This is a genomic window from Methanoculleus horonobensis (assembly GCF_001602375.1).
In the GTDB taxonomy this organism is placed as follows: Archaea; Halobacteriota; Methanomicrobia; order Methanomicrobiales; family Methanoculleaceae; genus Methanoculleus; species Methanoculleus horonobensis.
Genome location: NZ_BCNY01000015.1, coordinates 341,736 through 366,600 on the forward strand (window position 1 = coordinate 341,736; position 24,865 = coordinate 366,600).

Genomic DNA, 24,865 nt, shown 5'->3' on the forward strand with positions numbered 1-24,865 from the left:
CTCCGGCATCAGGCTGCTCTTCACCGGGAGGGAGGGGATCACCCCCTCCGCACGCGAACGAGAAGCCCCGCCCCGGCGAGACCTGCAATTCCCGTGAGCCACGAGAACGGCAGCCCGGCCCGCTGGACGGCGGTCGCCGACGCGACGGGGCCGAACGTTAATGTCGGCTCGGTGAGGGGAGGGGTCGTCGCCACAGTCTCCTCCGCCGGCACGGCAAAGACCGCAACCAGAGTGAAGTGCGGGACCGCCGCGGTGACCGTCCGGGTCGCGGGATTGACCGTCGTGGCGAGGGATTCCCAGGCGCCGGTCGCGCTGTTGTACAACCGGACAGCGAACTGCCCGGCCGCATAGCGCTTCCACTCCTCCGGGGTGAGGGTGAACGAGACCTCGATCGGCGGGTCGAAGGTCGCACCGTCGGGGCCGCACCGGAGCGCCCGGCCGACCGGCGCTTCCCCCTCACCGGGGGCGGGGAGGTCAGCGGGAGGGACACTCCTCACACTCACCATACTGAGTGGCCTCCCAAAACGGTCCTCTCCTCGGACACCCGGAGCGATGGAGAGGCTGGCGTCCCCCTCCGTGGTGGTGATGACGGTTGCAACCTGGACCGCGCCAGCGGCATCGGTCTGCAGGGAACCGCTCCCGGTATACTCCGCCACCGGTGCTGCGGGTATAAATGACCCAAACGAGCCACCCCCACCCCCGCCGCCACCACCCGATGCCCCACCACCGCCGGAAGAACCGCCGGATTCGCTACCCTTCGTCGCCGCGAGAGCAAGGCTTGCGGAGGTGCCGGGGGTGTAGACCGAGGTTCTGGGGGCCGTTATCCCATCGACAAGGAACGTGATGCTCTTCCCGGCATCACCCTCGTCTCCCCTGACGAGCAGGCGTTCGTCAAAGAGGACGTCACCGCCAAAGACCCCGATGGCGGTGAGTGGGGCGTTCCGCAGTCACGATCATCGATCCGGGCGGTGATGACGGGCCCGGCCGGCGCCGGGCTTTTGTCGATCGTGACCATACCCGAGAACTCCGCGGAAGGATGAGATGGCTGGTGCCGCTCCCGCGAGGGCGAGGAGGAAGAGCAAAACCGTCTCATTCACCTCACACCCCCATGACGCCGAGGGTGCCCGGCCCGGCCATGTAGAGCCAGTAGCCCCGGCCGGGGTAGACCGCTCTCGTATCGGCGTTCTGGCCGCTCCCGCCGTTGACGATCACCGCTTCGAAGGCCTGCGCCCCGCCGTTAAACCCGATCAGGGTCGTCCACTGCCCGTCGACCGAGTAGAGGGCGTCCCGTGCCGTCATCGGGGAGGTGCCGGGGAAACCGACTGCGTTCCAGCCGACCACGAGGCTGCGCTCCGGGGGCGAGACCGGGAGGGCGGTCGAGAAGTTGAGGGCGACCGTCGCGGGCCCGGCCGAGTAGATCCAGATCCCTTCGAGGGGGACGAGGGGGTCGGTCAGTGTGAGGGCTATCCACGTCCCGCTGGCGGTGTCGTAGCGGAGGACTGAGTGGCCGTCGGTATCGACGGCAGAAAAGATTGCTGCGGTGTCGTTCCCTGACGCAAGCGGCTGGGGGATCGAGATGAAGTTCCAGCCCGGGGCGAGGGTGAGGTTGTCGCCGGAGAGCGGAGACTCTCGACTCTCGATCACGGTGAAAGTCGCATTCTGGGTCGCAGCCGTCCTGATCGACTCAACCGTGACGACGTACTGACCCGGCCGAAAACCGGTCGCATTGACCTCAAAAGACCACCTGTTCAGACCGTCACCCTTCACGACGGCTACAGTACCGGCGTCTGTACTGTTATCGGCCGGACCGGCAACCGGGATCACCTCGACGGACAGCAGATTGCCGGCCGCGAGGCTCGTGGTGCCGGCGACTGTGAACGTGCTTCCCGTGGCCGGCTCGGCGATCGGGTCGATGAAGATCCGGGGCTCCTCGACAATGAAAGTGAAATTCGTATACGTGTCGATGAACTGAGAGTCAAGGGCGGCGATCAGTGCGTCTGCCGCCTCGCGTGGCTGCAGAGCAGTAAGATTGACGGGTGTTATGTCGTTGCCGGTAAGCGTGGTGCCTGAAACCCGGACGTCGAATGCATCGTCATAGGGGTGCTGGACGACGACGTCGTAACGCCCGGTATGCATGGCCATCGTATCTTCAAACGAGATAGTGTACTCAAACGTGCCATCGGAGCCGACAGGAGCAGGCTGCTGGAACCTGTAATAGTTCTCGCCGAATATCCATACGCGGACACTGGTCGGATCGCCGGTCGCAGTCCCGGTGATCACCAGATCGTCACCCTTCGCGACGACGGCGCTCGTGGTTGCCTCAACAAAAGGAGCCTGGAGTAGTATGGAAGTTGTGCTATAGGGAGCACCGTTGAGAGCGTTCCTGGCGCGGGGCTCCGGGAGAGCATAAACCGTGTAAACGCCGGCATCCAGTATCCTGGTGTAGAGGAGAGAAGTATTCCACCGATAAGTCCAGGTATCGTCGGTATCGACGTCCACCCGGGTGAAGGTGCTCTCGTTGCCGGTTTGAACGCCTGCACTGAGAACCCCTTTCCTGAGGTCTTCGAACCCGATGCCGTTAGGAGGGAGGTTCGGGCCGGTCAGGAAGAGGTAGGTGACGTCGTTATCGGTATTGGTCCCGGAGAAGACGATCTCGTCGCCCATATGGTAGAAGCCGGTGCCGGATGGAAAGACGGTCACGGCACCCCTCTCGACGAGCACTTCGGCCTCATCGAAAACATCCGGGTTTGCCGGATCCTCGACACGGATCGTGAACCGCCGTTCGCCGGTGCTCTGATCGGTGTCGAACTGAACGAACCGGGTACCAGCGACGTTGGTCGTAACAGTCGCTGCGGAACCGATGTTGTTCGTCACACCAACCTGGCCGGGTGCGATCTCCGGGTGCTCTCCGGGATCAAGGCCATCGACCTCCCTGACAGAGAGATGGTACTCCTTGCGCGGCTCGCCGGTGACGGTCACAATGAAGTCGTTTCCACGGATGATACTGCTCTTGCTGACAGCGATGGCGGGCATCCCGGCGCTCATGGTTCCTATCACTCCTGCTGTTTCAGCGTCAGATCCTGCTGCAGGAACCTGAATAAAGACGGTATCGCCGGCTGTGCCGGGGCTGTCAAATGCCGCCGCTGGCACAACGACCAGCGCAGCCAGGAGGGCCACGGCAACAGCCATCCGGATTGATGTTCGCTTTAAGCTCATCATAATCCCTTTCTCGATGGTGCGTAGCCGGGAGGGCTTGCACCACGCAGGACGCTGGTCGCGGAAGCTGGAGCGGGAGACGGATATCGGTCGACCGGTTGGTGCCCCCATCCCGTGCGCGGGCCACGATCTCGTGTAAGGCAGATAAAGATGTCGTTACCGGCCGGGTTGTAGAATCAGGGGCATATTTATCCAGCATCGTAGGAGAACCGGTTCTCCTTTACGGTGATGGCCGGGTTCCCACCGGCTGTCGGGCTCCGGGGCGGCCCCATGAGATACTGACCGGCCCGGAGGGAGAATAAGTTGTCTGTCTGGAACAGCGAAACCGTTGCCGGCAGTCATGCCCGGCTATCCTTCTTCCGGCGCTCCAGAATTCCTGCAACAACCGTATCGAGATCCTGTTCGAGCCAGATCTTACGTTCTTTGGTATAGTCCCCGCTTCCGTGGGAGTAACTCCGGATGAACCGTATCGCATCGGCAGGCCCGAGGCTCCTCACCAGTGCCTCGAACCCCCGGACCCTGATCTCATTAAGCGTCTTCACTTCCATCGGCCGTCACCTCCATGAGCCACTGCACAGGATTGTATATCCAGATAGGGATCGTATCCGATATAACCCAGATGAGAACATCGTCCGTCGTGAGCAGTACAGCACCGGCACTCTCAGCAGGTGAGGGTGGAGAACATCGTCTCCCGAACCGGCACCTGCCCCTTATGGTCTAGCGGTACGACTTCGCCTACCCACGGCGACGTCATAACCAGCTAGACCACGAGCCCATTATGCCCCACCGGGGGCATCCACCGCATCCCGTTGAACTATCTGGAATTCTCGGATAGTTGCCCGGCACCACACCAGAAGAGCACCCGAGGGACAACCTATATCCCGCACCCCGCACCCTCACCGAGCATGTCTGCCGGCGGACCGGACTGGAAGAAGAGCCTCCCCGCCGACCTCGTCGCCGGGGCGACCACCGCCCTCGTCGGCATCCCGCAGGGGATGGGGTTCGCCCTCGTCGCCGGGGTCAACCCCGTCTACGGCCTCTATACCGCCGCATTCTCGACCGCGATCGGGGCGCTCCTCACCGGTTCCTCGTACCTCAAGGTGATGCTCTCGAACGTCCTCGCGGTCTCGATCTTCTCGGTCCTCGCCCCCGTCCCCGAGGCCGACGTCCCGGCCACCCTCTTCGTGCTGACCATCCTCGTCGGGGCCTTCCAGCTCGGGTTCGGGCTCCTCCGGGCAGGCAGCCTGACCCGGTTCATCTCCACCGCCGTCCTCACCGGGTTCGTCACTGGCGCGGCGCTCCTCATCGTCCTCGGCCAGCTCGGCAACCTCACCGGCTACCAGCTCCCGCGGGAGGCGATCCAGGTCCTCGCCATCCCCGAGTTGCTCCTCCACGCAGGCGAGATCCAGCCGCAGGCGCTCTTCGTCGGCCTCCTCACCATCAGTCTCGCCCTCGCCCTTCAGCGGGTGCCGCGCCTCACTTCCTTCTCGCTCCTCCTCCCGGTCATCATCGCGGCCCTCCTCGTCCGGATCGCGCTTCCGGAAGTCGCGATCGTCGGCGATATCGCCGCCATCCCCGCCGGCCTCCCGGCACCCATCATCCCCGACCTCGCCCTCGCGCCCGGGCTCCTCGTCCCGGCGCTCGCCCTCGCCATCATCGGGCTCGTGATGGCCGTCGGGGTCACCGAGACGACCCCGGAGCTGGACGGCAGCATCGCCGACGTGAACCGGGACTTCTCCGGGCAGGGGGTGACGAACATCCTCGCGAGTCTCCTCCAGTGCGCCCCGTCGGCCGGCTCTCTCTCGGCAACGGCGCTCAACGTCGCCGCCGGGGCAGAGACCCGGGCGGCAAACCTCTTCTCGGGCATCCTCGTCGGGGCGGTCATCGTTGTCGCGGGCCCGCTCGCGGAACAGATCCCGCTCCCGGCCCTCGCCGGGATCCTGATCCTCATCGGCGCCGAACTCATCTACCAACCCCGCGAGATCGCCTGCATCTGGAAGTACTCCCGCCCCGGGCGCTGGGCGATGGTTGCCACCTTCATCTCCACCCAGGTGCTCCCGCTCCAGTACAGCATCTACGTCGGCGTCCTCCTCTCGCTTGCCGTCTACCTGGTCACCTCCACGCGGGAAGCGACCGTGATCCGCCTCGTCCCGGTCGAGGGAGGGATGTTCCAGGAAGAACCGGCTCCGGGGCGGCTCTTAGCCGGCCGGATCACCGTCCTCGCCATCTCCGGCAGTGTCTACTTCGCCACCCTCAGGGCGATCGAGCGGTCGCTCCCGTCCCCGGAGGGGGCGGAAGGCGCTATCGTCATCCTCTCCCTTCGGGGGAGGATCGAGGTAGGTATCGGGATCTTTCGGATGCTGGAGCGCTACGCCCGGCGCGTTCAGGCGCACGGGGGCCGGCTCATCCTCGCCGAGGTTGATCCGCGGCTCCTTGCTGGCCTCGAAGGGAGCGGAGCAGCCGCAGTCATCGGTCATAGAAACATCTTCCCCGCGACGCCGGTCATCGGGGAGTCGCTTCGGGCGGCCATCCGGGCGATGGGGGCCGGAAGGTGATAAGTCCGCCGGAAAACTCTTCTCTGTGAAGCACCCATACCGTTCCTGTGAACTTCGCCGGGAACCTCCCTCCCCCCGCCCGCATCGCGATCGTCGGGGCGGCGGTCGTCATCGTGCTCGCGGGGGCGAGAGCAGCAACACCGATCCTCGGCCCGCTCCTCGTCGCCGTCTTCTTCGCGATGATCACCGCACCCGTCATGGCGTGGCTGACCCGGCGAGGGATACCGCGGATCCCTGCCGCCATACTGGTGGTCGTGGGGCTTATCGGGATCTTCGCCGGCGTGATCGCCTTCCTCGGGGTGGCCCTCACCGGGTTTATCCGTTCCCTGCCGGGCTACCAGGCGGGCCTTGAGGAGGAGATCGCCGTCCTCGCCGATTACGGCATCGATCCAGACACCTTCACGATATGGGACTACATCGACCAGGGGTTCGTCATCCAGCAGATTGCCGGGATCGCCCGCGAGGTCGGGAACATCGCCGTCGATGCCTTCCTGGTCTTCGTCGGGATCGGGTTCCTGCTCATTGAAGCCCCCCGGCTCACGGCCACCCTCAAAAAGCATCTCGGGGCGGAGAGTACCCTCTACCGCCACTTCTCGCAGTCAGGCCGGCTCCTCATCGACTACGTGGTGGTCAGGACAAAGGTGAACCTGATCACCGGCGTAGGGACCGGGCTCTTCCTTGCCGTCCTCGGGGTCGACTTCGCGGTGCTCTGGGGGTTCATCGCTTTCGTCCTGAGTTATGTCCCCTACATCGGGCTCGTCGTGGCCGCAATCCCCCCCACCCTCCTCGCGCTCATCGAGTTCGGACCGGCAGGAGCCGTCGCCGTCATCGCCGCCGTCGCCCTGATCGACGCCGCCGCAGAGAACCTCTTCCTCCCCCGGATGGCCGGCCGGGAACTCAACCTCTCGCCATTCTTCGTTCTCTTCTCCGTCGTCTTCTGGGGATTCATCCTCGGCACGGTCGGGATCTTCCTCGCCATACCCCTGACGATCGCGGTGAAACTCTCCCTCGACAGCTGGGAAGAGACGCGGTGGATCGGGGAGATGATGGGCAGCGGAGACCGGGACCGGTAGTAGCAGCACAAGATGTTTAGGAGACGCTGCCCAACCCGTGATCCATGAAGATACCAGCCGGCCTCTACCTCGCCTACCTCTTCCAGTTCCTCATCGCCGCAAACGTCCTCCTCGCGTTCGCGCTCGGCGAGTACTCGCAGGTTTTTACCGGCGTCATCGCACTCGGCCTGACCCTGGTTCCCGCTGTCGCCACCCGCAGGTGGAACATCACGCTCCCCTGGCAGGTGAACCTCCTCATCGTTCTCTCGCTCTACCTCCACATCGCGGGCGAGATCCGGGGATTCTACATGCTCTACTACCCCTACTACGACAAGATCGCCCACCTCATCTCCGGGATAACCGTCTCGGTGCTCGCTTTCGTCATCGTCCTGCTGCTCGACCGGTTCAGCAGGCTGAACCTCTCGAGGTGGATGATCGTCGGGTTCGTCATCATTGCCGCGATGGCGATGGAAGGGTTCTGGGAGATCTACGAATGGCTCTTCGACACCTTCCTCGGGACGAACCTTCAGTACGGGCTCGACGACACCATGCTCGATATGATCTTCGTTCTGGTCGGGTCGGTCATCGTCGCGCTTGCCGGGAATCGTCACCTCTCCCGGTTCTCAAAAGAGGAGATCACCGGGAGGCTGGTGATCCCGAAAGGGCCCCCGGCAAAATGACAGCCGGAACCTTTTTTAAATCCACCCCGGAGAGGGGGCGCCATGATTGAGGAGATGGCAACTGGTGCAGAGAACGTCGTCGGGTTCAGGTTCGACGGCGAGATGACGGCCGGAGATTACGACGGAACGCTGATCCCGGCACTCCGGGACGCGGAGGGGGATCACCCGGTTCTCCGGATACTCTTTCATATCGTGAACTTCCACCGCTGGAAACCGCACGGCTACTGGGAGAGGCTCAAGGACTGGCCGGGGATGGAGAAGGTCGACCGGATCGCGATCGTCGGCGGAGAGAAGTGGGAAGAATGGATGAACCACCTGCCGGGGCTCTTCGTGGGATTTACGGATATCGACGTGCGCTATTTCACCGAAGGCCACCTGGACGCCGCCATCGGCTGGCTCAGGGAGCCGATACCGGCCGAACCGGAGAGAATATAGGTCTCGGTCCCGCCTGTTTCCAGAAGACAGGCAACCTTTTTTCATCCCGGGAAACCTACCGATGATCTGACAGACATCCCATGCAATATTATAAAGACATCGTATTTCAGAAACCCCTGCCTGAAGAGATCCGGCGTCTTGGACTGCTCCCGGCGGACCTGCACTTCCATACCCGGCACTCCGACTCCCCAACCCGCGTGCGTGACGCTTTGAAACTCGCGGCACGGCGGAGGATCGGGCTTGCGATCACCGACCACAACCAGACGAGCGGCGTCTCCGAGGCAGAGCGGCAGGGGATCCGGGTCCCCCTCATCCCCGGGATCGAGGTCAGCGCCAACGACGGCCCGCACATCCTGCTCTACTTCTACTCGGTATCCGACCTCCTGGACTTTTACCGCCGTCACGTCGAGAAGAACCGGAGAAACGGCCCATACACCGCGATACGTCTCGATACAACCGAGATTCTCGACCGCCGGGAAGGCTACGCCTGTATCGCCGCGGAGGCACATCCCTGCGGCTACGCCTTCCTTAACCGGGGCGTCCAGCGGTGCGTCGCCGGCGAGTGTATCGGGGAAGGGATCTTCTCCCGCCTGGACGGGCTTGAGGTGATCTGCGGCGGGATGGCCCGGTCCCACAACCTGAAGGCGGCCGGGCTCGCCGTCGCCCACGGCCTCGGGCGGACCGGCGGAACCGACGGCCACCTCCTCTACGAACTCGGCGGGGTCGTCACCTGCGCCGAGGCCGATACCGTCGAAGAGTTCCTGGACGCCATCCGGGCAAAAAAGAACGTCATCATCGGGCGCGAGCGGCCGCTCTACGAGAAGGCAGTGATGGGAACCGCGGTTCTTCCGCACCATCTCCCCTATGCCGTCCCCATCCTCCAGGCCCGCTGGGAGCAGGGCCTCCCCCGGATCAGGAAGCTTGTTGAGGGGCGGCTGAACCGGTGAGATGGCCTCACCCGAGCGGCGAGAAGAGACGCGAGATCGACTCCTTCACCCGGATGCCGAGGGGGCGCGCCAGGTAGTCTTCCGGCGTGATCTCGGTCGAGACCGCGAGATCCTCCTCGAACGCCCGCACAAGCTCGGTCCCGACGACCGCGTCGTAGAAGAACGCGTTCGCCTCGAAGTTCAGCCGGAAACTCCGGACGTCCCAGTTCGCGCTCCCGACCGAACCCGCTTTCCTGTCGACGGTGATCGTCTTCGCGTGGAGGAACCCGTCATCGTAGGTATAGGCCCGCACCCCGGCATCCAGCAGGTCGCCGATGAACGAGAGGGTCGCCCAGTATACGAACGGGTGGTCGGGCTTGCAGGGGATCATGATCCGGACGTCGACCCCGGAGAGCGCTGCGAGCCGCAGGGCGTCGGCAACACTCTCGTCCGGTATAAAGTAAGGCGTCTGGATGTAGATCGACTCCCGGGCGGAGTTGATCAGTTTGAGATACCCGTCCTTTATCGGGCTCCACCGGGTATCCGGGCCGCCGGAGACGATCTGGAGAGGCGTCGTGCCGGGAACGTCCTCCTCGGGAAAGTAGCAGGTCTCGAGGCCCGGATACTCGCCGGTCACGTAGTGCCAGTCGAGAAAGAACCGGAGCTGGAGCATCCGGACGGCTTCTCCCGTGATCCGGACGGCAGTATCGCGCCAGCGGCCGAGCGGCCCCTTCCCGAGATAATCGTCCCCGATGTTGAACCCGCCGATGAACCCCACCACCCCGTCGATGACGGCGATCTTTCGGTGATTGCGGTAGTTTATCCGGTAAACCGAGGGGAAGAAGACGCCGATCTTCCCGCCCGCCTCCTCCAGTTCGGAGAAGACCCGCCGCGATCCGCCCCCGGCCCGGGAGCCCATCGCATCGAAGAGGAGACGAACTTCGATGCCCTCCCGGGCCTTCTCTGCAAGAGCGTGGACAACCGCCCGCCCGAGTTCGTCGTTGTTGATGACGAAGTACTCCAGGTGGATGCTATGGCGTGCCATGCGGATCGCAGCGAAGAGCGCGGCGAACTTATCCTCACCCCGGGTGTAGACGTCGACCCGGTTCCCCTCGGTCAGGTAGGCCCGGTTGTTCCGGAGGAGGAGGAAGATTGCGTCGCGGAACTCCTCCGCCACCGGGGTGGTGAACCGGTGATGGTTCCCGGCGAGCGCCAGGTGCTGCTCCTCAAAGGTTTCCTGGAGAAAACAGCGGTCCTCGTGCTCCTTGACGACGAACATTCTCTGCCGGGTGTAGTTCTGCCCGAAGAAGAGATAGAGGGCGAACCCTACGGGGGGCAGCAGGAAGAGAACGACCAGCCAGGCAGTCGTCGCTGTCGGGTTCCTCCGCTCGAAGAAGACTATCGTGACGGCAAACACGACATTGAGCGCCAGGATGACCCCTATCGAGAGCAGCAGTTCCACGCGAGAGACCCCCTGTCGGAACAGGGCGTTCCCGTCTATCTCCCCCCAGGAGTATATACATACCCGCCGGGAGATCACCGCCGGTCAGCCATACCTTTTTTTCTTCAGAGGGCTATAGGAGCACCCATGCTTGACCGGATGAAGGAAAGTTCGGGAAGTGTTCTCGGGTTCAGGTTCGACGGAAAACTGAGCGAGAGCGATTACGCCACCGTCCTGATCCCTGAACTCGAACGAGCAATGGAAGAAAACCGGAACGTCAGACTTCTTTTGAAGATCGAGGGGTTCCGCAGCTGGAGGCCGGGGGAGGGCTGGGAGACCTTCAAGCAGTGGCCGGGCCTCGAGAAGGTCGATCGGATCGCCGTCGTCGGCGGAGAACGGTGGCGGGAGTGGATGAACCACCTGCCGGGGCTCTTTGTTGGATTTAACGGAGTCGACGTGCGCTACTTCCCGGAAACCCGTCTCCGGGACGCATGGGGCTGGCTCCGAGAAGGGCTCGTGATAACGACGCCGCGGGCGGCGTGAAACGCCTATATACCGTGGGCTCCAACACAATCGTGTATGCATTGTCCGGTCTGCGGGCACGACTGCGTCACGGACGCCCGCACAATCTTCGCGGAACTTCCGGGCCGTTTCGCCCCGTGCCCCGACTGCATGGGGCTCGTCTACGACAAGAGGAGTCCCCCCCCTGATATCGATACCGCCGAACCCTGCCCCTCCTGCGGAAAGCGGTTCATCGACGAGGTCTTCGCCCACATATACCGGGTGATGGCCGCCGAAGGGGATCTCGCCGGAACCGAACCCCTCGCCGCGGCCGGAACGCCGCTCGTCCATCCGGGATTTGCCATGCGCTCCGCCCCCTACCTCCCGCACGGATCGCTCGTCCTCCTCTCCCGTTCGGTCGGGGAGCGTGCCGCCGCCCGCCTGGTCGCCGAGGTTCCGGAGGTCCGGGGTGTCGTCAGGACAGGGGCCGGGACACCGGGGATCAGCGATATAGATGCCGAGCCCGCCGTGCATACCCTCCTTGCCGGGTGCGACGTCCGGGCCGACGTCTTCCGGACCCGTGCGGGGCCTATCGTCGTCTACAAACAGCAGTCCGCCCTGCACGTCGAGTTCCCGCGTGACCGCGACGAGAAGATCCTCTCGCTCGAGCGCGAGATCGATCGGCACCGCCCCCGGACGTTCGTCGACGCCTGCTCGGGCGCCGGAACCCTCGGCCTCGCCGCCGCCCGGGCGGGAGTTCCCCGCGTGATTGCAAACGACGCCTGGTTTACCGCGGCCTTCTGGACCGCCTGCAACTTTGGGGTGAACCGGGAGGTTCTCGGTCTTAGCGAGGTGACGATGCACCGGTCGTACGACGACCTCCGCCGCCAACCGGTCGCGCGGGATCCGGTCATGGTCGCCAGCGCCTCCGGGGCGCAGGAGATCGAGGTCTACCAGGGCGACCTGCGGCTGCTTTCGGCCGTCCTCCCGCCCGCGATCGACCTTACCGCCCTCGACCTCTTCGATAAGAACGACGGGCGCAAGGTCGAGGAGATCACCGGAGCCTGGCGTGCCCGGGTGGGCGGAGCTATTTTTATCCCATAGACTCCAGTATATACGGGGACTAGCCCGGGTGGCTCGGCGTCACTTGTTACCCGAAACCGCCGTCAGCGGGGGGCGAAGTCTGAGGAAGGCCGCAGCGGCCTGCAGGATCCTCTGCGTCCCGACGGAGAAGCCTCGTCCCATGAGGTCGACGGAAAGGGATCAAAGCCCCGGAGGGGGTGGCGACCTTTTGCCGCGGGTACCGGTTCAGGCCCGGAAGGGAGCAGACTTACCGTGGACGTTCGGCGCCCATGGGGTCGCGGGGTGGAGGAGGGATGCTGCGGTGAATGCTTGTGCGCACGGTCGACCGAGGACGTGTCCCCAACGGCGATCTTCATGGCAAAAGTAACGATTCTTGGGGCTACAGGGAACGTCGGCGTATTTGCGGCCCACACCATATCCGAGATCCCCTACGTCAGCGACATGCTGCTCGTCGGGAGACCCGGACGCGAAGATTTTCTCGCGGGCTGCTGCCGTGACCTATCCGACTCGTTCGCTGCACGAGGCACCGATGTCCGCCTCTCATACAGCACGAGCATTCTCGACGCGAAAGACTCGGACGTCATCATCTGCACCGCAGGAGTGCCCCGCCGTCCGGGACAGGACAGAAACGACCTCGCTTTCGAGAACGCAAAGATCATTGCCGAGACCGCCGAGACGATCGGCCGAACATCGCCCGACGCCATTCTCTTTCTCGTGACAAATCCCGTCGACGTCATGACAGCCGTCGCCCTGAAATACTCGGGGTTCCAGCCGAGACAGATCTTCGGCCTCGGAACGCATCTCGACTCGATGCGCTTGAAATCCCTGATCGCGCACTACTTCCGGGTTCACGTCAGCGAGGTGCACACCCGTATCATCGGCGAGCACGGCGACAGCATGGTTCCGCTCTGGTCGGCGACGACGATCGGCGGCATCCGGATCACGAATCTGCCCACCTTCTCGGGACTGCCCACGCAGGAGATGATCGAGACGGTCAGAACGAGCGGCGAGGCGATCATCAGGGATAAGGGATCCACCGTCTACGGGCCGGGAGAGGCAATTGCGACGCTTGTAAGAACGATCCTCGGTGACGAGAACCGTGTCCTCACCGTCTCGAGTTACATCAAGAGCGAGATCCACGGGATCGGCGATGTCTGCATCGGAGTACCCGCCCGCATAAACCGCGACGGCGTCTTTCCGGTTCCGCTCAGCCTCGAAGAGGACGAAGTCGCCGGGTTCCGCGAGTCGGTCAAGAAGATCCGCAAGGTCACTGCCGACGTGATGGAACGGCTCGAAGAGGCCCGTTAACAAAAGTGGGTGTCGAGAGTCCCACTCATACAAGAGTGGATTCGACAATCTCGGCGCTTGCGACGCCTTCTATCTTCTGGAGCGCTGCTTCGACCTTGTCGGGAGCCCCGGCGCTGTCGGGGACGACCACGGCGGCTTTCAACGCCACGAGACCGAAGCCGATCGGCTCTTCCTGAATATCATCGACCGGGACGGCCGCCCGGACCGCCGCTTTGAGCGCTTCACGGTCGACATCCGGGGATTCCGGCATTATCTTTACGATTAGGGCTACGTTCCCCATGATTATGGCCCCTGGAACCCGCACTTCGGGCACGTATATCCTATACTCTGCTCCCTGCACCGGTAGCACCGGTTGATCTCTTGCGCACACACCGGGCATGCGAACCAGGTGGAGCCTTCCTCGGCCAGTGTGGCGTTGCAGGAAGTACATCGGTCTCTCGCTGTCATCGTTGCTTCCTCGAATGTTAACCTATCATATCGCTGCCGCAGCAATTAAAATCTCGGATCGACGAGAGTCCCGATGACCGGCTCGTCACGAAGCGCACTGCGGACGCGGTCGCCGTGCCTGCCGTTGATCACCCGCGCCGTGAGGTTGTGATCGAAGACGAATCGGATGAACGCGGGATCGACCTCATCGGAAGTGAGCGTGGGATCCTCGATGCGCGCGAGGAGCTTCTTGCGGTGACGGATGCCGTCGACCGACTTGAGGAGAAGGAGATCGGCCGAGAGTTCGCGAGCGGCCCACGCAGCGATGGTGTCTGAGGTGACGTTCCAGGAGTGGGGCAGGGGATCGATCTCACGGAGAGCGCAGTAGGGGAGGAGAACCGCCACTTCCGAAGGAAGCGCGACGGCAGAGGTTGCCGGGATGCCGTGCGAGGCGATATACCACCCAAACTGCTCCATACCGGCGATCGCCATCCAGTGAGCGGCGTCCTCGGAGACGTCGAGCCGCCGGACGAGGTCGGCGAACTTCCCGCCGCCGGGCACGATCAGCACCGGGCGTCCGGCCTCCCTGAAGAGGTCGAGCAGGGGGACGACCCGGTCAAAGAGGCTCCCGCCGACCTTGACGACCAGCGGGGATGCGAGCGAAGTCATATCGTTTCGCTATTAAACCGGAGATGACATAACCCTGCGTATGCACCGGATCGCCGCCGCTGTCCTGCTCCTCTGCCTCCTTGCCGGCGCGGCCGCCGGTATTCAGATCGTCGAGTTCTGCCCGGACTCCTACCTCTCCGGCGACCCCGACGAGTACCTGGTGCTCGAGGGGACGGGGCTCCTCGACGGCTACGCCCTCTCGGACGGCGAAGGCGGCTACCGGTTCCCGCCCGGAACGCGGATAGACGGACGGCTGACGGTCGCGAGGAGCGGGGCCGCGTTCGAGCGGTCGCATGGCTACCTCCCCGACTTCGAGATCGAGGAGCGGACGTCGGCCGTGCCGGACGTGAGCCCGAACGGAAACCTCCTGATGGCAAACCGGGCAGACGAACTCCTCCTCTACCGGGGAACAACCCTTGTCCAGCAGATCGCCTGGCCCGGCGACGTCTGTGCCCGGGAAGGGCAGATCCACTACTTCGAGGACGGTGTCTGGGACCCGCGCCCGCTCTTTATCGGCCAGTCACGCCTTAAGCCCCAAACATTCGAGGACGTCGCGGTGACCGCGTTTGCCGCCCCGGACTGCTCCTACGAGGTCTTCTCGGCAGCCGTCGCGGGGGCACAGCGCGAGATCCTGGTGAATGTCTACGAGTTCACCGACGAAAAGATGGCGAGCGACCTCATCTCCGCCCTTGAGAGAGGGGTTGCCGTGACCGTCCTCCTCGAAGGCGGGCCGGTGGGCGGTCTCTCGCCGGAGGGGCGCGCGGTCGCGGGCGCCCTCAACCGGAGCGGCATCCCGGTTCTCTCGATGACGACGACGGATGCCGCCCACGCGAAGTACCGCTACGACCACGCCAAGTATCTCGTCATCGACGGAAGCACCGTCCTCGTCGGGAGCGAGAACTTCAAGCCCGGCGGCTACCCGGCGCCGGGGCTGCAGGGCAACCGCGGGTGGGGCGTCCTCCTCGAGGACCTAGAACTCGCGGCCTACTTCCGGGAGGTCTTCCTCTTCGATGCGGCGGGCGGCGACATCGTCCCGCTCGGGGGCACGGCGACCGAGCTCTACACGCCCTGGGCGCCCGACTACGAGGTCGAGTTCGTCCCCTGCCGCGCGGAGGGGGCGCGGGTGACCCCGGTCGTATCCCCGGATACGAGCAGCCTCATCCTCGAACTGATCGAGGGGGCGGAGACGAGCATCGCGATCGAGCAGGCCTACATCACGAACGAGACGGCCTGTGACTTCAACCCTTACCTCGCGGCCGCGATCGACGCTTCCCGGCGGGGCGTCGCGGTCCGGGTGCTCCTTGACTCCGCCTGGTTCAACACCGAGGGCGACGCGGACAACGACGAGATGGTCGAGAACATCAACCGGATTGCCGCGGCCGAAGGGCTGCCGCTCGAGGCACGGCTCGCCGACCTCGAAGCGAATAACCTCGACAAGATCCACAACAAGGGCGTCATCGTCGACGGCCATACGGTGCTCGTCAGCAGCATCAACTGGAACGCCAACTCACCGGCGTTCAACCGGGAGGTGGGCGTGATCGTCGAGCACCCGGAGATCGGCGCGTACTACGCCGCCGTCTTCGAAGACGACTGGGATGCTTCGGACAGGAGTAACGCGAACGGCGCTCCGGGGCCCGACCGGATCAAAACAGCAGCGGCGGCATGCATACTCATCGCGCTGACGGGGCTCTACCTCTACCGGCGGCGGCGCACCTGATACGTCACCGTTTGCCGACGATATCGGCGGAACGGCAGACATCGCAGATGGTGATCGTTCCCTCGCCCGAGGCGACGGCGGAGACCCACCGTTCAATGACCGATTCAAGGGTGTCGGGGAGATCTTCCCGGGTAAATCCACGCTTCCGGCTCATGTACTGGGATACCGCGGCCCTGCTGATTCCGAGGCGCTTTGAGGCCTCGCTCTGGCTGATCCCGCGCTCGTTCACCAGGCGGTAGACCATCTCGGCACGCATCTGCGGAAGCAGCTGCCGGACGAGGATGTCGCATCGCATGATGTCGCAGGAAGACGGCTCGGTCATTGCGCAGACACCATCTGGGAGTCTTTGTACTCGTAGAGGATCTGCCGTGCATCCCTGAAGTTGAACTTCTCCACGATCATATCGTTGTCTTTGAGTCGCTTTAAAGCATACCGGACGGTGCGGGGGGCAAGGCTGCTGAGGCGGACGAGCTCCTTGTGGGTCAGAGAACCCCCGTCCTCGAGCAGGAGGAGGATCTTTCTCGATGAAGGGGGGAGGTTCACATCATCCATAGAGGATAGTTAACGCTGTTAACATATCAAACTGACGGAAGTTATTAGCCCGGACGTCGATAGGGTTTACCATGCTGGAACGGCAGGAGAAAACGGCACTTGCCGTCCTCGTATGCGTCGTCGGTATCGTGCTTTTAGTGCATATCCTCTTTAACGCTGTCGGCCGGCCGCTGGTGGCGGAACCCTACTCGCCGGAGGTTCCGGACGGGACGCTGGTTCTCCTCGAGGGAAGCATCGAAGGGATCACAGAGACCTCAAGCGGCGGGCACCTGATCCTCACCGTCAACGGCACCGCGGTCTTCCTGCCGGAAAACGTGGCTGCCGGGCTCGAACTGCACCAGAACGAGAACATAACACTATACGGGGTCGTTCAGACCTATCGAGGGAAACGGGAAGTGGTGGTAGCCTCTTCCGGGGATATCCAGGTCCTGAAATGAACTACTTCGTCTTCGTATAGAAGATATCGGCGTCGTCGCCATCTCCGAAGAGGGGCTGCCCCCGCCGGGACTTCCCGCGGCTCTCTTCCTTCTTCGCGGTCTCCCGTTCGGGTTCCCGGCCGGCGGGGGCCGGGGTCTCGTCGGGCTTCTTCTTCCGTCCTCCCTCCACGCCGGAACCGGAAGGGAGGTCTCCGTCGTTGATCCGCACGCTCGGCATACAGGATAATCACCCTGCCCGGTATATGACACCTCTGGATCACCCGGCGGCCATGTGCGGTTTTCCCGGTATAACGCGCTTCATCTCCGCCTCCGACAGGGTCCGAACACCGGGAGGGAAGGGGAAACGAGATAAGATCGGTTTTCACCCCACGGCGGGCCGCCGCGCGGATATCGCACGGCAAAACTGCCCGGAAAGAATTTTCCCTTCCGGGAGAGATACTCAACCATCGCGAGAACAACAGTAATTCGGACCGAACGGGGCGGCGAGCCGGGATGGAGCAGCACGGAGGATTATCCGCTCTCCGCGGTCCCGGACGAGGCGCGGCGTGGATTCTGGCCGATGACACTGGTGCTGCTCGGATTCACCTTCTTCTCCGCCACGATGTGGGGCGGCGCGACCATCGGGGTTGCGTTCCCGTTCTGGCCCGATCTCGCTCTGGTCATCCTCCTCGGGAGCGCGATACTCGCGTTCTATGTCGCCGGCCTCGGGTACGTCGGCTTCAGGAGCGGCCTTTCCACCGTCCTCTCCGCGCGGTTCGCCTTCGGGGACGCGGGGAGCCGATGGCCCGACATCCTCCTCGGGCTCACTCAGGTCGGATGGTATGCCTGGGGAACCGCGACGATCACGATCGTCCTTGCCCGCCTGCTGGACCTTGATCCGGGGTGGAAAGCGCCCCTGATGCTCGTCTTCGGGTTCGTCTTCTGCCTGACGGCGTATATCGGCTACCGCGGGATTGCAGCCCTCTCGTGGATCTCGGTTCCGGCGATGCTCCTCCTCATCGCCGCAAGCGCCTCGGTCGCCCTCAGGGACGCCGGGAGTGCGGCCGATCTCCTCCCGCCGGGCACCGTGGAGGCGCTTACGGTCGCCGAAGCGCTCACGATCGTCGTCGGCACCTTCGTCTCCGGCGGCACCCAGGTCGCGAACTGGACCCGCTTCTCCGGGTCGGCGCGCACCGCCGTCGGTTCTACGTTCCTCGCCTTCTTCTTCGGGAACGGACTGATGGTCGCCGTCGGGGCCTTCGGTGCCGCCGTCTACGGCCTCTCCGACATCGTCGAGGTTCTGGCGGTTCAGGGTCTTCTTTCCGCCGGCATCCTGATGCTCTTCTTGAACATCTGGACGACCCAGGACAACACCATCTACAACTTCTCGGTTGCCGGCTGCCACTTCTTCAGGACAGAACGCCGAAGGCTGGTCACCTTCGCCGGCGCCGCTGCAGGGACAGCCCTCGCGCTCCTCGGGATGTACAACTGGTTGATCCCCTACATGACCCTCCTCGGAACGTTCATCCCTCCGCTCGGCGGGGTGATCATGGCCGACTTCTTCGTCCGCCACCGGGGACGCTACCCCGCACCCGGGGAGGAGGCCGTCCCCCGGTTCAACCTGCAGGGGATCGCGGCGTATGCTGTCGGCTCTCTCGCCGCCCTCCTGGTTCCGGGCATCCCCCCGGTGAACGGCATCGTCGCCGCGTTCCTCGCCTACGCCTGTCTCGTCCGGCTCCCGGCTCACATAAACCGCTCGAACCGGTCGCGGGAGACCCGGCAGATGGGGCAGGTCTCGGGCGGCTCGTTCCGGGCGCAGAGGTAACCGCAGACCCGGCACCGCCAGACCGGATAGTTCAGGGCTCCCGGTGCGCGGCCCACCACGGCGCGCTCCTCTTTCTGCCGCTTGCGCTCCGCCGGGGGCGGCCGCCGTTCCGGAACGGGGGCAGCAGCACGCTTCCCGCTCTCCACGTCGGCGGTGACGTAGAGGGCGCAGTAGCAGGCCCCGTAATCGGCGAGGTCGGGGTCGCGGTAGTCGCAGGGGCAGATGATGTCAAGGTCGTCGTCCCGGTTCCCCGTGGCGAGCCTGCAGGGGCAGGAGATGTAGCCGTAACGCTCCCGGTTCGCGAGCAGCCCTCTGACGAGATCGCAGGTGAACTCCCGGTCGGGATTCGTGTGGTACCCGCCGGCCTCCGCCTCGGCTTCGAGGTCGCGCATGAGCCGGTTCACCTCCCCGTCGTTCACCGCATCAGGCACCGACCGCCTCCCGGATCTCGTCTTCCCGGAACCCCACGATCACCTTCTCCTCACCGATGACGACCGTCGGAAACGAGAGGCTGGGGTTCCAGCGTTCGACCTCCCTGACCACGCGGTCGCGCTCCTCCCCCGCGAGCAGGTCTACGTAGACGTACGAGAACCCAACGCCGAGGTCGGTGAGAAGTTCCTTTGTGCGGGCACACCAGCCGCAGGTGCTCAGGGCATAGAGCATTACCCTGCCGCGGTCGACTCCAGGCACGTGCTGCACCTCTACCAACAACCTCCCTCCGTCGCACCCTGCTACGGGGGCCGAGGGTAAGTATCTTGCCCCGGGAGAGGGAGGGTCAGGAGGAAGCGGGCTTGAAGAGCAGGAAGAGGCCGGCACCATCCCCGGAGACCGCAAGCGCCGCTCCTGAGAGTCCGAACTTCCGCCGGTAGAACCGGATTCTCCGGGGGGAGAGGGGAACGGACGCCTCGATCAGGAGCCCGGCGGTATCCTCCTCCCGCCGGAGAACGAGCCGGATCTCGCGGGCGCCGGCGGCCGCCATACCCTCGAGGACACCGACGACCTCGTCGCTGAACCGTTCCCGGTCGACCAGCACCGGCGGGAAAGATCCTACGGCATCTAAAACGAGCTCGACGTCCTCCAGGAGCGGGAGGTAGGCGAGACGGGAGACGAGTTCCGCCCGGTATGCCACCGGATCGTCCGCCGCTTCGATGAACGCCTCGTCCGAGAACGGGGGTGTCGAGACCGCGGCGGCGATCTCGCGAAGCATCGACGGGGGATCCACGGAGGAGAGGCAGCCGGCGTCCCGGTACCCGAAGACCGTGTTCATGAAATCGGTGAGCAGACGATCAGCCCGGCGGAGGAGCGCTGCATCGACGACGTGGTTCAGCCGGTCGCCTGCAAAGTGGGTCTCGATCCGCTGGATCGCCTGAACCGCTTTGAGAACGAGCTGGACCTTGAGCCTCTTTCCCGCGTTGAACTCGTCGGCAAACTGTGAAAAGTCCGCAAGGACACCGTCAATCTGGTCGGACTCCAGAAGTTCCTGGTAGCGCCGGGCCTCTTCATCCTCACCGAGTTCTTCGAGGCGGTAGGCGAGGGCGTAAAGCCGCCCTGAAACCGCTGCAAAGATCCGGTTGACCTCCTGGAGCAGGTCGACGGCGTGCTCCAGCGAGTCATCGAGCCGTCCTCGGTCGAAGGGGCCTATGCTGGCGAGCTCCGCAGCATCCCTCTCGAGCCGGTCGAGGAGCCCCGGCATCGCCGTAGCCGCGACACACCTGCCGTGGCCCGGGCAGCAGAGGCTGACGGGCTCGTTGGCGAAGATCCACCTGACCCTCCCTACGGTCTCGAGCAGCGCCGGCTGATCCCACCCCGAAAGCCCGGCAACTCCGGGGCTCGCGGAGAAGAGGAGGTCGCCGATGAAGAGGTATTCGCCGAGTCGAATACAGATACTATCGGGTGAATGCCCCGGTGTATGATAGACCGTAAGAGTATCGCCGGAACGGAGCGGTATCTGTTGCCGGTGGAGGAGAGCGGCGCCGTCTATCTCCAGGGTTTCGTGGTCGCCGATAGCGAGCAGAGGGAGAGCGACCGGGAGCGGCTCGATCTCCCTCCCCATCAGTTCCGCAACAGTCCGGACGGTGTCGCCGGATTCAAGCACCTGCGCGCCCGTCTCCTCTGCGGCAATGCTGAGATCCGGGAGGGCCCGGAACCGGGGGTTCCGGATGGCCTGGAAACAGTGGTCGGCGTGGCAATGGGTGAGGAAGAGGAGAATCGGGCGAGGTGCCTCCAAAAGAAGGTCGCCCACCAGTTCGAGGATCCGCTCCATCTGTCCGGCGTCCGCCCCCGTATCGATGAGCAGGATCTCGCCGGGTGTCCGGATGAGATAGGCGTTCGAACAGGTGACGTCCGGTTTCCGGATGAAGGGGTAGATCTCGGCACCGGCTGTACCCGGCACCGGTTGCCATTGTTGATCCTGGAGCATGTCTGTACCTGCAAGGATAATTGACCAGTGTTGCACTGCAGGAGAGAAAAAACAGGCTGGTTTTTCTCCAAAAGGGATCATCCGGTCGGACGGCCGGGCGCGGGTAAGTTCTTATCCCCCCGTGCAGGATGGAGAGATGAGGTGAAACGAGGCATGAATCTCAGAAGATTTGCCGGAATCGCAGCCGCACTCGTTCTCGCGGCATGTATCTGCGGCACTGCCGCCGCACAGCAGACGGGCATCGACGAGATAGGGACCATCGCCGCCAACGAGACGGTCACCATCGGCGGGACGACGAACCTCGCCCCCGGCAACCGCCTGCTTGTGGAGGTGACGCCGGTCGGGTTCGGGCCGGGGAACGCCTCAGTGCAGGGAGGGACGTCGGGGACGGCCGTCGTAGAAGCGGGGAACGATACCGCGAACACCTGGTCGTTCGAGGTCGATACGACCGGGTTCGAGCCCGGGGAGTACACCGTGACCGTGGACTGGGTCGAGGGCGGCGCCACCGCAAGCACCACCTTCACCGTCGTCGAGGCGGGGGCGGCGACCCCGACGCCGACGGGAACCCCGGCCGCCACCACGCCGCCGCCGACGACGACGGCAAGCCCCACGCCGACCGCGGCAGGATCCGTTCTCCCGGCGGCGACGGCCCTCGCAGCGGGGCTGGTCGGCTACCTGGTGCGGCGGCGGTAGGGGAGGATACACCTCACCGCCGGTCGACGATCCGCTTCGGCCGGCCGGGCGCCCGGTGGAGCTCGAGCCCGCCCGGCGGCGTGACGCTGCAGAGGATCTGCAGCGATCCGTCCTCGTATGCCCCCGAAAGGGCCGGAACCGACCGCAAAAGGGCAGCGATGAAAGTCTCCTCAACCGCCGCCGGATCAACGCGGGCGGGATCGAGACACTCCATGCTCACCCGGAGGACGGTCTCCCCCGCCTCGTCGCCACCGTAGACGAACGCCTCGTACTCCCCGTTCAGGTAGGCCATGTTCTCGGGCGCAAAGACCGCCGCCTCCACGTCCACGCGGTTGAGCGCGATATCCCCGATCCGGATCGTCTCCGCCTCCCGCCGGGGGGAGGCGATCCGCATGTGCGTCCGGCCGCACCCGCACCGCTCCCGGGAGACGACCGAGCAGGTATCCTCCGTATCGTAGTTGATGAGGAGCGTCCCCGCCCTCTTTCCCGGCGCAAGGAGCGTCGTATAGACCAGCCGCCCGGTTTCGCCGTCATGGACGAACCGGTTCATCCCGGGGTCGTAGAGGTCGAAGTGAACCAGATCCTCGGGGACGTGCAGCCCTGCCTGGCGGATGCACTCGCCGCACATCGTCCCCTCGGTGCTCCCGTAGGAGTTGTAGACCGGGCATCCCCAGACCTCCTCCAGGTAGCGCCTCGACTCCGGGGCGAAACTCTCGCCCCCGACGACGAGGCGTTTCACGCCCGCGTCCTGTGGCGGGTGCCCTTCCGCCTCCATCCTGCGGGCGAGCCGCAGAAACTTGAAGACGCTCCCGATCAACGCCGTCGGGCGGTACTGTTCCATCACCCTGACCGGGAAGGTGCACTTCCCCTCCGGGACGATCGCCATCCCGATGTCCCGGGCGGCGAGGGTCATGGTGTTCGCGCCGACGTTCATCCCGTAGGAGGCGCAGACCACCACCCGGTCGCCGGCCTCGAACCCCTGCGATATGAAGAGCCGGGCGTACTTCTCCGCATACCGCTCCCAGTCCTCCCAGGTGAGGAAGAAACTCTTCGGGATACCGCTCGTCCCTGAGGTCTCGTTGACTGTGAAGACCGCCTCCCAGGGGACGCTCTTGAAGCAGAACTCCTCTTCGTGCGGGGGCTGGTACCGCCGGATCGTCGCCCCGGAGATGATGGGGAGGTCACGGAGATCCTCGTGCTCCCGGATAGCCTCCGGGCGGATGTTGTGCCGCTCGAACCACCGGCGGTAGAAGGGCGAGTGCTCCCTCGCATACCGGATGGTCAGGCGGATCCGCTCGTCGATCAGCGTATCGAGATCCGATCGCGCAAGCGTCTCCACCGCCGGGTCATGATATCGGTTGCCTGTCATCCGGCCGGGATAGGCGCAGGGGATAAAATAGGTGCCGGGGGATCAGAGCGCCCAGGCGGGAATCTCCAGGGGAACCCCGAGCGCCCAGAGGACGATCGTGTAGAGGCAGATCATCCAGAGCGCCACGCCGATGAGGTCGAGCGCCCAACCGGACCGGAGCAGATCTCTTGCGGTGATGTAGCCGCTCCCGTAGGCGACGGCGTTCGGCGGGGTGGCGACCGGGAGCATGAACGCCATCGAGGCGCAGACCGCGGCGGTCATCATCAGGACGATCGGGTTCAAGCCCATGCTGACGGCAGTGACCGCCATGATCGGCATCAGGACGGCGGCCATGGCCGTGTTCGAGGCGATCTCCGAGGCAAACGAGACCCCCAGCGCCACGATGAGGATCAGGAGGATGACCGGGAGCCCGTGGATGAGCGTGAGCGACTCGACGATCGCCGCGGCGAGTCCGCTCGCGAGGAACCCGTTCGAGAGGGCGATACCGCCGCCGAAGAGGAGGAGGATCCCCCAGGGGATCTTCACCGCCCACTCCCACTCCATCGTAAAGATGCCCTTCTTCGCGTCGACCGGAAGGACGAAGAGGAGGAGAGCACCAAAGATCGCGATGGTGGAGTCCTTGATCCCGGGGAAGATCATATCGAGGCCGGGGATGACGAACCCGCCGATCTCCTTCGTCTGCTCGAAGACCCAGGCGAGGGCGGTCAGGGTAAAGACGATCAGCGTCCACCGCTCCCCGGTGGAGATCGAACCGAGTTTCTCGAGCTCCTCGCGGATGATCTCCCGGGCGCTTGGGAGGCTCGATCCCATCTGCCGGTAGGGAACCTCGATCAGCCAGAGCCAGGCAAGGATGAGGAATACGGCGGCGAACGGGACGCCGAACTTCATCCAGGTGAAGAAATCGATGGTGGGCGCGTCGGGAAAGATCGTCGCGAGCTGGGAGATGAAGATCCCGTTCGGGGGCGTGCCGATGATCGTGGCGATCCCCCCGATGCTCGCGGCGTAGGGGATGGAGAGGAGGAGGCACCGGGCGAGAGCCTGCTCTTTCCTGTCGAGATTCTCAAGGGCTTTGTCGGTCCCGGGAATGATCGTCAGGATGATCGCGACCGCGATCGGGATCATCATCATCGCTGTTGCAGTGTTTGAGATCCACATCGAGAGGAACGTGGTAGCGACCATGAACCCGAGCACCAGGCGCCTCGGGCTCGTCCCCACGAGACGTATGATATGCAACGCGATCCGCCGGTGCAGGCCCCACCGCTGCATCGACATGGCGATGATGAACCCCCCGAGGAAGAGGAAGATCACCTCGTTGCCGTATGATTCCGCCACCTTCACCGGCGAGAGAACCCCGAGCACCGGGAAGAGGACCAGCGGAAGCAGGGCGGTCGCCTCGAGGGGGATGACGCCCGTGACCCAGAGGAGAACCATCAGGATGGTCACTGCCGCGACGGCTTTGGCCTCGGGCGCGAGGACGGTGGGATCGACGGGAATCGCCAGAACCACGAAGAAGACGAGGATTGATGCGATGATGAAGGCGACCCTGCTCATTATCAGAAATTGGAGAAGAAATTATTTAAGT

Annotated in this window: 27 protein-coding genes and 1 other RNA gene; 13 read left to right on the forward strand and 15 right to left on the reverse strand. The window is 64.3% G+C overall.

Annotation, left to right across the window (positions count from 1 at the left end; translation table 11 throughout):
• Positions 1-38: 38 nt before the first annotated feature.
• From MCUHO_RS09375 to MCUHO_RS09390, 3 genes are all read right to left on the reverse strand, one after another.
• Positions 39-656 (reverse strand): hypothetical protein, encoded by a 618-nt coding sequence (locus MCUHO_RS09375; protein ID WP_067077392.1) that lies wholly within the window; start codon positions 654-656, stop codon positions 39-41.
• 442 nt (positions 657-1,098) lie between these two features.
• Positions 1,099-3,189, reverse strand: coding sequence for a hypothetical protein (locus tag MCUHO_RS09380; protein WP_153020031.1), 2,091 nt, complete (start codon positions 3,187-3,189; stop codon positions 1,099-1,101).
• A gap of 365 nt (positions 3,190-3,554) precedes the next feature.
• Positions 3,555-3,764 (reverse strand): hypothetical protein, encoded by a 210-nt coding sequence (locus MCUHO_RS09390; protein ID WP_201786423.1) that lies wholly within the window; start codon positions 3,762-3,764, stop codon positions 3,555-3,557.
• A 357-nt stretch (positions 3,765-4,121) separates the two neighbouring features.
• On the opposite strand from MCUHO_RS09390, the gene MCUHO_RS09395 reads away from it, so the two are divergent.
• From MCUHO_RS09395 to MCUHO_RS09415, 5 genes are all read left to right on the forward strand, one after another.
• Positions 4,122-5,771, forward strand: a complete 1,650-nt coding sequence (locus MCUHO_RS09395; RefSeq protein WP_067077403.1) for a SulP family inorganic anion transporter — start codon at positions 4,122-4,124, stop codon at positions 5,769-5,771.
• A gap of 47 nt (positions 5,772-5,818) precedes the next feature.
• Positions 5,819-6,844, forward strand: coding sequence for an AI-2E family transporter (locus MCUHO_RS09400; protein WP_067077406.1), 1,026 nt, complete (start codon positions 5,819-5,821; stop codon positions 6,842-6,844).
• 44 nt (positions 6,845-6,888) lie between these two features.
• A complete protein-coding gene (locus MCUHO_RS09405) occupies positions 6,889-7,503 on the forward strand; it encodes a hypothetical protein (protein ID WP_067077409.1) in 615 nt (204 codons plus the stop codon).
• A 42-nt stretch (positions 7,504-7,545) separates the two neighbouring features.
• Positions 7,546-7,938, forward strand: coding sequence for a SpoIIAA family protein (locus MCUHO_RS09410; RefSeq protein ID WP_067077412.1), 393 nt, complete (start codon positions 7,546-7,548; stop codon positions 7,936-7,938).
• An 80-nt stretch (positions 7,939-8,018) separates the two neighbouring features.
• Complete coding sequence (locus tag MCUHO_RS09415) at positions 8,019-8,885, forward strand: PHP-associated domain-containing protein (protein ID WP_067077416.1); 867 nt, start codon at positions 8,019-8,021, stop codon at positions 8,883-8,885.
• 7 nt (positions 8,886-8,892) lie between these two features.
• Here the strand turns inward: MCUHO_RS09415 and cls are convergent, their stop codons facing one another.
• Positions 8,893-10,326, reverse strand: coding sequence for a cardiolipin synthase (cls, locus tag MCUHO_RS09420; protein ID WP_067077420.1), 1,434 nt, complete (start codon positions 10,324-10,326; stop codon positions 8,893-8,895).
• Positions 10,327-10,452: 126 nt separating this feature from the next.
• On the opposite strand from cls, the gene MCUHO_RS09425 reads away from it, so the two are divergent.
• From MCUHO_RS09425 to MCUHO_RS09440, 4 genes are all read left to right on the forward strand, one after another.
• Positions 10,453-10,848 (forward strand): SpoIIAA family protein, encoded by a 396-nt coding sequence (locus MCUHO_RS09425; protein ID WP_067077424.1) that lies wholly within the window; start codon positions 10,453-10,455, stop codon positions 10,846-10,848.
• A 36-nt stretch (positions 10,849-10,884) separates the two neighbouring features.
• Positions 10,885-11,910, forward strand: a complete 1,026-nt coding sequence (locus MCUHO_RS09430) for a hypothetical protein (protein WP_067077429.1) — start codon at positions 10,885-10,887, stop codon at positions 11,908-11,910.
• Between the two features lie 12 nt (positions 11,911-11,922).
• Positions 11,923-12,232: signal recognition particle sRNA (gene ffs / locus MCUHO_RS09435), an RNA gene on the forward strand.
• Between the two features lie 11 nt (positions 12,233-12,243).
• Positions 12,244-13,197: a malate dehydrogenase gene (locus MCUHO_RS09440; RefSeq protein WP_067078821.1), complete on the forward strand. Its 954-nt coding sequence runs from the start codon at positions 12,244-12,246 to the stop codon at positions 13,195-13,197.
• Between the two features lie 25 nt (positions 13,198-13,222).
• Here MCUHO_RS09440 and MCUHO_RS09445 read toward each other — a convergent pair whose 3' ends face one another.
• From MCUHO_RS09445 to MCUHO_RS09450, 3 genes are read right to left on the reverse strand one after another with little or no spacing between them, the layout of a single operon-like run.
• Entirely contained in the window at positions 13,223-13,477 is a 255-nt protein-coding gene (locus MCUHO_RS09445; RefSeq protein ID WP_067077433.1) for an elongation factor 1-beta, read from the reverse strand.
• A 2-nt stretch (positions 13,478-13,479) separates the two neighbouring features.
• Entirely contained in the window at positions 13,480-13,644 is a 165-nt protein-coding gene (locus MCUHO_RS12410; RefSeq protein ID WP_084385985.1) for a zinc finger domain-containing protein, read from the reverse strand.
• 45 nt (positions 13,645-13,689) lie between these two features.
• On the reverse strand, positions 13,690-14,292 hold the full coding sequence (locus tag MCUHO_RS09450; RefSeq protein WP_067077437.1) for an amino acid kinase family protein: 603 nt from the start codon (positions 14,290-14,292) through the stop codon (positions 13,690-13,692).
• A 40-nt stretch (positions 14,293-14,332) separates the two neighbouring features.
• On the opposite strand from MCUHO_RS09450, the gene MCUHO_RS09455 reads away from it, so the two are divergent.
• Positions 14,333-16,009: a phospholipase D-like domain-containing protein gene (locus MCUHO_RS09455; RefSeq protein WP_067077441.1), complete on the forward strand. Its 1,677-nt coding sequence runs from the start codon at positions 14,333-14,335 to the stop codon at positions 16,007-16,009.
• 4 nt (positions 16,010-16,013) lie between these two features.
• Here MCUHO_RS09455 and MCUHO_RS09460 read toward each other — a convergent pair whose 3' ends face one another.
• Entirely contained in the window at positions 16,014-16,331 is a 318-nt protein-coding gene (locus MCUHO_RS09460; RefSeq protein WP_067077444.1) for a transcriptional regulator, read from the reverse strand.
• Positions 16,328-16,561, reverse strand: coding sequence for a winged helix-turn-helix domain-containing protein (locus tag MCUHO_RS09465; protein ID WP_067077449.1), 234 nt, complete (start codon positions 16,559-16,561; stop codon positions 16,328-16,330). The genes MCUHO_RS09460 and MCUHO_RS09465 overlap by 4 nt, the downstream gene beginning before the upstream one ends.
• Before the next feature lie 71 nt (positions 16,562-16,632).
• Between MCUHO_RS09465 and MCUHO_RS09470 the strand changes: the two genes are divergently transcribed.
• Positions 16,633-16,998, forward strand: coding sequence for a hypothetical protein (locus MCUHO_RS09470; protein WP_067077452.1), 366 nt, complete (start codon positions 16,633-16,635; stop codon positions 16,996-16,998).
• A gap of 1 nt (position 16,999) precedes the next feature.
• Here the strand turns inward: MCUHO_RS09470 and MCUHO_RS09475 are convergent, their stop codons facing one another.
• A complete protein-coding gene (locus MCUHO_RS09475; protein WP_067077457.1) occupies positions 17,000-17,215 on the reverse strand; it encodes a hypothetical protein in 216 nt (71 codons plus the stop codon).
• A 246-nt stretch (positions 17,216-17,461) separates the two neighbouring features.
• On the opposite strand from MCUHO_RS09475, the gene codB reads away from it, so the two are divergent.
• Positions 17,462-18,802: a cytosine permease gene (gene codB / locus MCUHO_RS09480; RefSeq protein WP_048063875.1), complete on the forward strand. Its 1,341-nt coding sequence runs from the start codon at positions 17,462-17,464 to the stop codon at positions 18,800-18,802.
• Here the strand turns inward: codB and MCUHO_RS09485 are convergent.
• The 3 genes from MCUHO_RS09485 to MCUHO_RS09495 all read right to left on the reverse strand — a co-directional run bounded on the left by MCUHO_RS09485 (position 18,721) and on the right by MCUHO_RS09495 (position 21,221).
• A complete protein-coding gene (locus tag MCUHO_RS09485) occupies positions 18,721-19,233 on the reverse strand; it encodes a ferredoxin-thioredoxin reductase catalytic domain-containing protein (protein ID WP_394328826.1) in 513 nt (170 codons plus the stop codon). The two genes, codB and MCUHO_RS09485, sit on opposite strands and share 82 nt — an antisense overlap.
• Positions 19,226-19,501, reverse strand: coding sequence for a glutaredoxin family protein (locus MCUHO_RS09490; RefSeq protein WP_084386025.1), 276 nt, complete (start codon positions 19,499-19,501; stop codon positions 19,226-19,228). Before MCUHO_RS09490 ends, MCUHO_RS09485 begins: the two co-directional genes overlap by 8 nt.
• A 76-nt stretch (positions 19,502-19,577) precedes the next feature.
• Positions 19,578-21,221, reverse strand: coding sequence for an MBL fold metallo-hydrolase (locus MCUHO_RS09495; protein WP_161485895.1), 1,644 nt, complete (start codon positions 21,219-21,221; stop codon positions 19,578-19,580).
• Between the two features lie 153 nt (positions 21,222-21,374).
• On the opposite strand from MCUHO_RS09495, the gene MCUHO_RS09500 reads away from it, so the two are divergent.
• Positions 21,375-21,914: a hypothetical protein gene (locus MCUHO_RS09500; RefSeq protein ID WP_067077469.1), complete on the forward strand. Its 540-nt coding sequence runs from the start codon at positions 21,375-21,377 to the stop codon at positions 21,912-21,914.
• A gap of 13 nt (positions 21,915-21,927) precedes the next feature.
• Here the strand turns inward: MCUHO_RS09500 and ftsA are convergent, their stop codons facing one another.
• The gene (gene ftsA / locus MCUHO_RS09505; protein ID WP_067077473.1) at positions 21,928-23,283 is read right to left on the reverse strand and encodes a coenzyme F390 synthetase; all 1,356 of its coding nucleotides are present in this window, start codon (positions 23,281-23,283) and stop codon (positions 21,928-21,930) included.
• A 42-nt stretch (positions 23,284-23,325) separates the two neighbouring features.
• Entirely contained in the window at positions 23,326-24,834 is a 1,509-nt protein-coding gene (locus MCUHO_RS09510) for an SLC13 family permease (RefSeq protein WP_067077477.1), read from the reverse strand.
• Positions 24,835-24,865 lie beyond the last annotated feature (31 nt).